The organism is Microcoleus sp. N9_A2 (genome assembly GCF_036701775.1).
Taxonomy (GTDB): Bacteria; Cyanobacteriota; Cyanobacteriia; order Cyanobacteriales; family Microcoleaceae; genus Microcoleus.
This window is the reverse complement of record NZ_JAUBRH010000071.1, coordinates 19,902-27,335: the sequence shown is the minus strand read 5'-3', so window position 1 is coordinate 27,335 and position 7,434 is coordinate 19,902. Positions and strand designations below refer to the sequence as shown.

Genomic DNA, 7,434 nt, shown 5'->3' with positions numbered 1-7,434 from the left:
ATGTAACGGATGTAACGGATGTAACGGATGTAACGGATGTAACGGATGTAACGGATGTAACGGATGTAACGGATGTCGGGAAGAGGGAAGACCCAGCAGGAGAGAGGGAAGAGGAGAAAAAGAAGAGGCAAGGAAAAGTTTTTCTTGCCTCTTCCGATATTCATTAGTCATTGTTAATCATAATAGATGATGAATCAAGGACAGGCAAATTAAGGATTAAGAAAAATGCTTGCTAGGGTTTGGAGTGCATCGATCGTTGGAATTGACGCGGTAAAGGTGGGTGTTGAGGCTGATGTGTCGGGGGGGCTACCGAAAATTGTGGTTGTGGGATTGCCAGATTCTGCGGTGCAAGAAGCTAAGGAAAGGGTTAGGGCTACGCTGAAAAATTCGGGCTATGCTTTTCCGATGCGGAGTATTGTGATTAATTTGACTCCGGCGGATTTGCGAAAGGAGGGGCCGAGTTTTGATTTGCCGATCGCCATTGGCATTTTAGCAGCATCGGAACAAGTCAGCGCTGAACTTTTGGGAGATCATTTGTTTTTAGGGGAACTCTCTTTAGATGGGAGTTTGCGGGCTGTGGCTGGGGTTTTGCCGATCGCCGCTGCTGCTCAAAAAATGGGTATTTCGGGCTTGGTTGTACCGGCTGGTAACGCGCAGGAAGCGGCTTTGGTGCACGGAATATCTGTTTATGGTTTTGAGAATATTTTTGCAGTTACTGATTTTTTAAACAATCCTAATGTGTATTCGCCTGTAGAAGTAAACGGTCGAGAACAGTTAGCAAAAACGCGGTTTCCGGGTTTAGATTTAAAGGATGTAAAGGGGCAAATTCACGCGCGGCGGGCTTTGGAAATTGCGGCGGCGGGGGGACACAATTTAATTTTTGTGGGGCCGCCTGGAAGCGGTAAAACTATGTTAGCGAGGCGTTTGCCGGGTATTTTGCCGCCGCTGACTTTTGAAGAAGCTTTGGATGTGACTCAAATTCATTCGGTGGCTGGGTTGTTGAAGGATAAGGGAAGCTTGGTGGGCGATCGACCTTTTCGCAGTCCTCACCATTCAGCATCGGGGCCGTCTTTGGTAGGTGGCGGCAGTTTTCCGCGTCCGGGTGAAATTTCTTTAGCACATCGTGGCATTCTTTTTTTGGATGAATTAACGGAGTTTAAAAGAGATGTTTTGGAGTTTTTGCGACAACCGCTGGAAGATGGTTATGTGACGATTTCTCGGACTAGACAATCGGTGATGTTTCCGGCTCAATTCACTTTAGTTGCAAGTACGAATCCTTGCGCTTGCGGTTATTACGGCGATTCAATCCAACAGTGTACTTGTTCGCCGCAAAAGAGGGAGCAATATTGGGCAAAACTTTCGGGGCCTTTGATGGATCGGATTGATTTGCAAGTGGCGGTGAATCGTTTGAAACCGGAGGAGATTACGCGACAGCCGACGGGGGAGGAGTCGGAACCGGTGCGGGTGAGGGTTCAGCGGGCACGGGATCTCGCAACTAACCGTTTTAAGTCGGAAACTAGCTTGAGGTGCAATGCGGAAATGCAAAGCAGTCACATTAACAGATGGTGTCAGTTGGATGATGCTTCTCGGAATTTATTGGAGATGGCGATTCGGAAGTTGGGGCTTTCGGCGCGGGCTAGCGATCGAATTTTGAAGGTTGCTAGAACTATTGCTGATTTGTCGGGGGATGAAAGCTTGAAAACAAATCATGTGGGGGAGGCGGTGCAGTATCGGACGATCGATCGGATGCAGTAAGTCAGCAACGGCTCAAAAGACACAATACCCCGATCCCCGACTTCTTAAAGAATTTGGGGCTCTAACAGTTGATTCGGCGATTTAAATCGCTTCTAAACATACGAAGTCCCAGCAGAGAGGGACTAAGGGATTAAGGGGGTATTTAAGCTCGATTCATGTTGTCCAATTATTTAATTCAGCCACTGAAATGCCCCGATGTTCCCCTGTTTATTGTCTGATTTTGTGCTGCATGGTGCCAGGGTATCACTTGTGACAGTTGCGTAAGTTCTGTTAGTGTTAGATTGGGGGAAGCGACAGCAAACCAAGGCAGCAGTTAAAGTGGCGATCGCGGAAGCTTTAGACCAACTGCCCGAAAGCTAATCAACTGAAGTGTATCAGTGCAAATATCAAGAGGTTTATCAGCACGTCTACGAATCTTATTCTGAGGCCACACGCAGTATTTATACCACCGCAGTTTGAAGCTGGTGTCAATGCCACCCACCCACAGCTTTTGTCAAAAATTCCTCATAATTTCATCAAAAATTCATCAAGTTTTTACCCACTTTTTGTCATTTTTACTGTAATTTATGATACCGATCGCCCAAGTTACCCGAATCTCCACAACGGCCGAATTTTTAATATTTAATTTCTCGCTCTCCCTCTCCCTCGCTCTCCCTCTCTCTTCCCCTCTCTTCCTCTTTCCCTGGCCCCATCTCGCTGTTTCACCCTAAAATTTAAAATTTTTGAGTAACAAATCATGGCACGATCGCAGCGCGTTTTGATACCATGCAATCAAGCGCAAGACAATCAGGGAATGCACTGGAGGTGTGTAAATGGAGCTTTTGGCAGAACAAAAACGGTGCTTAGATTGCTTGGTAAGCTCGATCGAGCAATTGGGAGGTCGAGTAGACATTCCCAAGCTGGAGCAGATAGCTGAGCTAATCATTCAAACGATGAGAGGGCCTTGGCGCTACTTTCACACGTCGGAACACATTTTTGAGGTCGGGGGGTCAGTCGATCCGATCGAGGTGCTGGCTGCCCTGTTTCACGACCTCGTGTACGTGCAAGTCGATCACGGCGTGAGTTTCAATATTAGCAGCGCCCTTTGCCCTTTTGTCAAAGAGGTGCGATCTCAGTTAGTTATTAGAGATGAAACCGAACTGCCCGACGATGCCATGTATCAGCTAGTTATTAGAGATGAAACCGAACTGCCCGACGATGCCATGTATCAGCTAGTGGCCTCAGTATTTGGGTTTATTTCCGGCAAGACTCTCTCTCCGTTTGGCGGCCAAAACGAATTTTTGAGTGCCGTTATTGCTGCCAAATCTTTGGAGCCTTTTTTGCCAGCTAGTACGATCGCTGAGATAACAGCTTGCATCGAAGCTACTATCCCTTTTCGTCCCGTTTCGCCCAGCGGTTTGAGCGCGATCGAACTTTTGCACGAGCGTTTGGTAAGTGCGAACCGCGATTTTAACTTGGCATGGAGCCATGCAGAAATTGTAGAAATTGTCAAGCGTGCTGTCAGGTTAGCAAATAGAGATGTCGAGAATTTTGCCTCTCGAAATCCCTCTAATTTCTTAGACAATACCTGGAATTTGATGCCAGAAACCAACCACGAATTGAGCAATGTTAATTCCTATACTGTTGCCGGATATCGCAGATCTCTGCAAAAAATGGAAGGATTTTTAAACTTCCTCAAACCAGAACTGGTTTTTCAGCAGTTTATGCAAGAGCCGGACGATGAAACCTACGCTAACCTGATTGCCCGAACTCGCAAAAATATCGAAGTTGCTAAACTTTATCTGGGGGTCAAGCTAATTACCATCGCCATTTTAGAAGCTCTTTCCTACCGTTTGGGACGCGATATTCCGCTTTCAACGATGATGGGAGAATTGCGCGCACCAGGATTTAAAACCTCGGTTTTGGAGGATTACTTGCCCAACAAACAGATCGCCTACCCATTAGAAACTCAGTTGGAAAAAGAGGTTTTAAATTTGTTAGCAATAGGACGAAATCAAGAATCTCCCTATGATATTAAAAACTCTCCCGTAGCTACGTTTATTATCAAATCTATCGGCTTTTCTGAAACCGAAAACTTTTTGAAGAAAGCTCAAGAGTTTTTTGCCGGTCATATTTCCTCGGAAGAGTTTCTCTCTTACTGCGCTCCCGATGTCATCGAGACCATCTCCTCCGGCGTGATGAAACTCTTTGACAGCAGGAAGAAGGCTTTAGGGAAAGTTAAATTAGTTCACCAAACTGTTTCTTAGGATAGGTTGGCACAATCTTAAAACGTTTTCCATCGCAGAAACCAGGTTTCTTGAGTTCAGCCACAATGTCCGGTTAGTCTGAGATGTTGCACCATTCTCGCTTAACAGGCTTTCGGGCCTCTTCCACAAAGAATGAGTTTTCTTGTGGCGAGTAGGGGTTGGGCAGGAGATCCCGCCCATAGCAGGCTTATTGACAATGGTGCAAGATCTCAGTTTAAACCATAAAAAAAAGTCCTCTTTAAAGGACTTCAGCTATGAGTCAGGGGTTTGAACCCCTGGCGGACTAGACTAATTCGACATCCAACTTCTATTGCGGTGAACCAGCCGCACCCTCTGCGCCGGAGTTGCTATCAGGTACAGCCGTATCCGTAGGATTAGAATCGCTCTGGCTTTCCCTATTAGTTTCGCCGCTCGTACCTGCTCCAGGAGCGCCCTCATCTTGAGTTGAAGATGGAGTAGCGGAACTCTCAGGTGCTATAGTTGGCGGAGTGGAAGCTGGCTCATTCTGCGGAGTCGGAATCGTAGTATTAGTATTATTTGACGACGAAGATGGAGACGGCGCTGCTTCCTGAGCGGGTGCATCTTGCTGCTGTGAATTTGGAATTGTAATATTGATATTGGGAGCCGGACTTGCTTGAGGAGCCGGATTTGCCTGTTGAGCTGGACTTGGTTGAGGAGCCGGAGTTGCGTTTTGAGCTGGACTTGGTTGAACCGGAACCGGAACAATCTTTTGAATGATCGTTTTTTCTCTCTCTATAGTCCTCGTCGGAGCTGGTGCTGCTGAAGGCTGATTCGCTTTCGGTACAACAATCACAGGAGCAGCAGTAGGAGTAGGAGCCTCCTCTGCCCGATTGAAGTAATATACACTGCCCAGAACTAAGCCTGTCAAAGAAGCAAGAAGAATCCCTAACAGTAACCCGCGACCAGCATTCTGATTATCACGGACTTCTTGGACTCCAACTTGGCGGTGGTTTTCGGCAATTTCACCCTGTACATAACCTTGGTGATGAGCTGCTTCTTTAGAAGCCTTCGCCGTTGTACTCGGAACATTTGTAGTGGTTCGCGTTGTACTGACGTGACCGTTAGTTGCATCGGTGTGAACTTCTTGATGAATTTCACGGCTAGAGCTATTTTCTTCGTTAGGATTCATAATTATCTTCGCCACAACTCTTCAAAAAATATTTGTCTGTAGGAGATGCTCTGGTTTGAAAACTTGAGCTAAGCTGTTGAGCATTTAAATCACTTATTTCGATTTACTGTCAAGATTCAAGTGTAAGCGTTGGGTGTTTGGCTAATGCCCAGTTTAAATGCTTAACAGCTTTCTGCTTAGGGAGTTTCGAGAACTTTTGGTTTTTCCTTCATTTGTATCCAATCTAACTGGTTAAGGTATTAACCAGGCTCTACCCCCAGAGTGATTGCCCCAGTCCCCAAAGGAATAGAATTAGCCGGACTTCAACAAAGAATATCGGCTAAATAAGTTATTTATAATGCTTGCTGTGCAAGCATATAGCAATCTTTAATGAGTCGTAAATTTTTGAGCCCACCCCAACCCTCTCCGAACCCGCTCTGAGGGAGTAAGAAATTCACAAATGATGCGAGGATTGCTATATAGCAATCTTTAATGAGTCGTAAATTTTTGAGCCCACCCCAACCCTCGCCTTATCAAGGGGAGGGATTCAGTTGACAGTTGACAGTTGACAGTTGACAGATGACAGATGAGTGCGACCTCTACCTAGAAAGAAGAAAATTGAAGTAATGAATCGTCTTCTTTTAATTTCTCGCCTTTAACAATACTCCGGACAGTTTTTGAGGCCGAGGCTGAAACCCTCATTCTACCGTTAGCATTTGACCTCACTGAGAAGGCTGAAACCCGCATTCTGCCGTTAGTGATTGAAAACTGTCCGGACTATTGCTTTAAGGGAGAGGCTTTAAACCAATTTTTTCTGGTAATAAATTCACAAATGATTTAGGATGGCTATAGATGATTCATGGCACTCTTAAAAGTGGCAACTTTACGGCAGGAGTGGGAAGGCAATACATCAGAGAAATGGGGGGAAAAGAGATGGGAGTAGTAACAGTTACTAGCCATCTATTTATAAAGAAAGTTTGTGCTTGAAATTTGTTTAAGTCCGGTTAAATAACCACAATTAAGTTTTTAGTAATCAAGGAAAGTTTTTTCTCATCCATCAAGAGAGGATGGTCGTACTCACTACCAACAAGCTTGATTACGGGATATTAACCGGACAGGAACATTACTAACAACTGAGTTTCTGTTATTCTGTTCTTTCAATGATAATGGTCATGTGAGCTACTAATGCACCTATCGCTCCTACTGCTGCAATGACTGGAAACAATGCCGCACCGATGACTCCACCGACTACTCCCACTGTCAGAGGAACTTCTACCAAAATCCGTCCCTCTTCATTTTTGATAATGATGCGGCGGATATTTCCTTCGTGAATCAGTTCTTTTACTTTAGCAACCAAATCGTCGCCGTTAATTTTCACCTCCTCGACGCTAACTTTTTGCTGAGTATAAGCAGGGGTTTCTAAAGGAGTCGTTTCAAAGTTGACCTCAGTAACTTTTTGGGCAGAAACTTTTTCAGATACAGGTATTGATTCGAGTTCTCTTGTCCCGACTGGTTCTTGTGCGCGATCTGTAGGTGTGTCCATTTTTTGTTCTCCTTTTAGGTAAAAGTATTTTTGTATATAATTATTTAGAAAGATAACACGCCACTTTTTTTGAATCAATCATTCTTTTGGGTGATATTGCTGCTGCTGTCGTGATTTTCTGAAGGTATGATGAAAATTCTCTCACTCTCTCGCTTCTGGGCTTATCCCATCTGTCCCTGTCTCCTTGTGCCGTTTAGTTAACTGTCTGCTTCTGGTTCTCGCACCGCCCCACCCTTGAAAAACCTCCAATTCAGACAACGAAAGGATGAGAGCGACTTTCACACTCTCAGAGACTCAGACTCAACAGGTGTACAGGTTGAAATACTGACATTGTACTGAAAGTACGATCGTCCCGCCGTGTATACAGTTACCACCTCTAGTTCGGAAAACCGCACATGGAAACCGTCGCTTACTTTCCTCAAATGTCATTTCAATTTAGCTCAGTGCGATCGCCCAACCAAACCCGACCCCCCGAGGTTCCTCAAATCAACATCTTAGAGTTTCTAATGAGAATTGCCTAAAATCAAGGGGGAGGAGAAATAATAATGATCTAAATATTATCGTAACTAAACAAACTTCCTCAAATTGAAGTTGAAGTTGGGGAAAAGTCGGGTAAAATAGAATTATTTTCTTCTGCTTCCTCTTGATTCTCCGTCTCGGATTTTCCAGCGACAGAATTTAAATATCAAGTTGGCAGCCCGACGGTACTTTTCTGCAAATTTTTAAGGAACATCAAGCGGATGTGTGGAATGTGAGTTTTA

At 45.0% G+C, this 7,434-nt stretch carries 4 protein-coding genes and 1 pseudogene; 3 read left to right on the top strand and 2 right to left on the bottom strand.

What is annotated here, in order from left to right:
- The first annotated feature begins 225 nt into the window (after nucleotides 1-225).
- Together QUA44_RS26545 and QUA44_RS26540 are read left to right on the top strand one after the other, a co-directional pair.
- Nucleotides 226-1,755, top strand: a complete 1,530-nt coding sequence (locus QUA44_RS26545; RefSeq protein WP_333255966.1) for a YifB family Mg chelatase-like AAA ATPase — start codon at nucleotides 226-228, stop codon at nucleotides 1,753-1,755.
- 812 nt (nucleotides 1,756-2,567) lie between these two features.
- On the top strand, nucleotides 2,568-4,001 hold the full coding sequence (locus QUA44_RS26540; protein ID WP_333255964.1) for a hypothetical protein: 1,434 nt from the start codon (nucleotides 2,568-2,570) through the stop codon (nucleotides 3,999-4,001).
- Between the two features lie 307 nt (nucleotides 4,002-4,308).
- On the opposite strand, the gene QUA44_RS26535 is transcribed toward QUA44_RS26540, so the two are convergent.
- Nucleotides 4,309-5,151: a hypothetical protein gene (locus QUA44_RS26535; protein ID WP_333255963.1), complete on the bottom strand. Its 843-nt coding sequence runs from the start codon at nucleotides 5,149-5,151 to the stop codon at nucleotides 4,309-4,311.
- Between the two features lie 815 nt (nucleotides 5,152-5,966).
- Here QUA44_RS26535 and QUA44_RS30805 point away from each other — a divergent pair.
- Nucleotides 5,967-6,096 (top strand): annotated as a pseudogene (locus QUA44_RS30805) (IS701 family transposase); the annotation flags it as partial.
- A 178-nt stretch (nucleotides 6,097-6,274) separates the two neighbouring features.
- Here QUA44_RS30805 and QUA44_RS26530 read toward each other — a convergent pair.
- Nucleotides 6,275-6,673, bottom strand: a complete 399-nt coding sequence (locus tag QUA44_RS26530; RefSeq protein ID WP_333255961.1) for a DUF4342 domain-containing protein — start codon at nucleotides 6,671-6,673, stop codon at nucleotides 6,275-6,277.
- Nucleotides 6,674-7,434 lie beyond the last annotated feature (761 nt).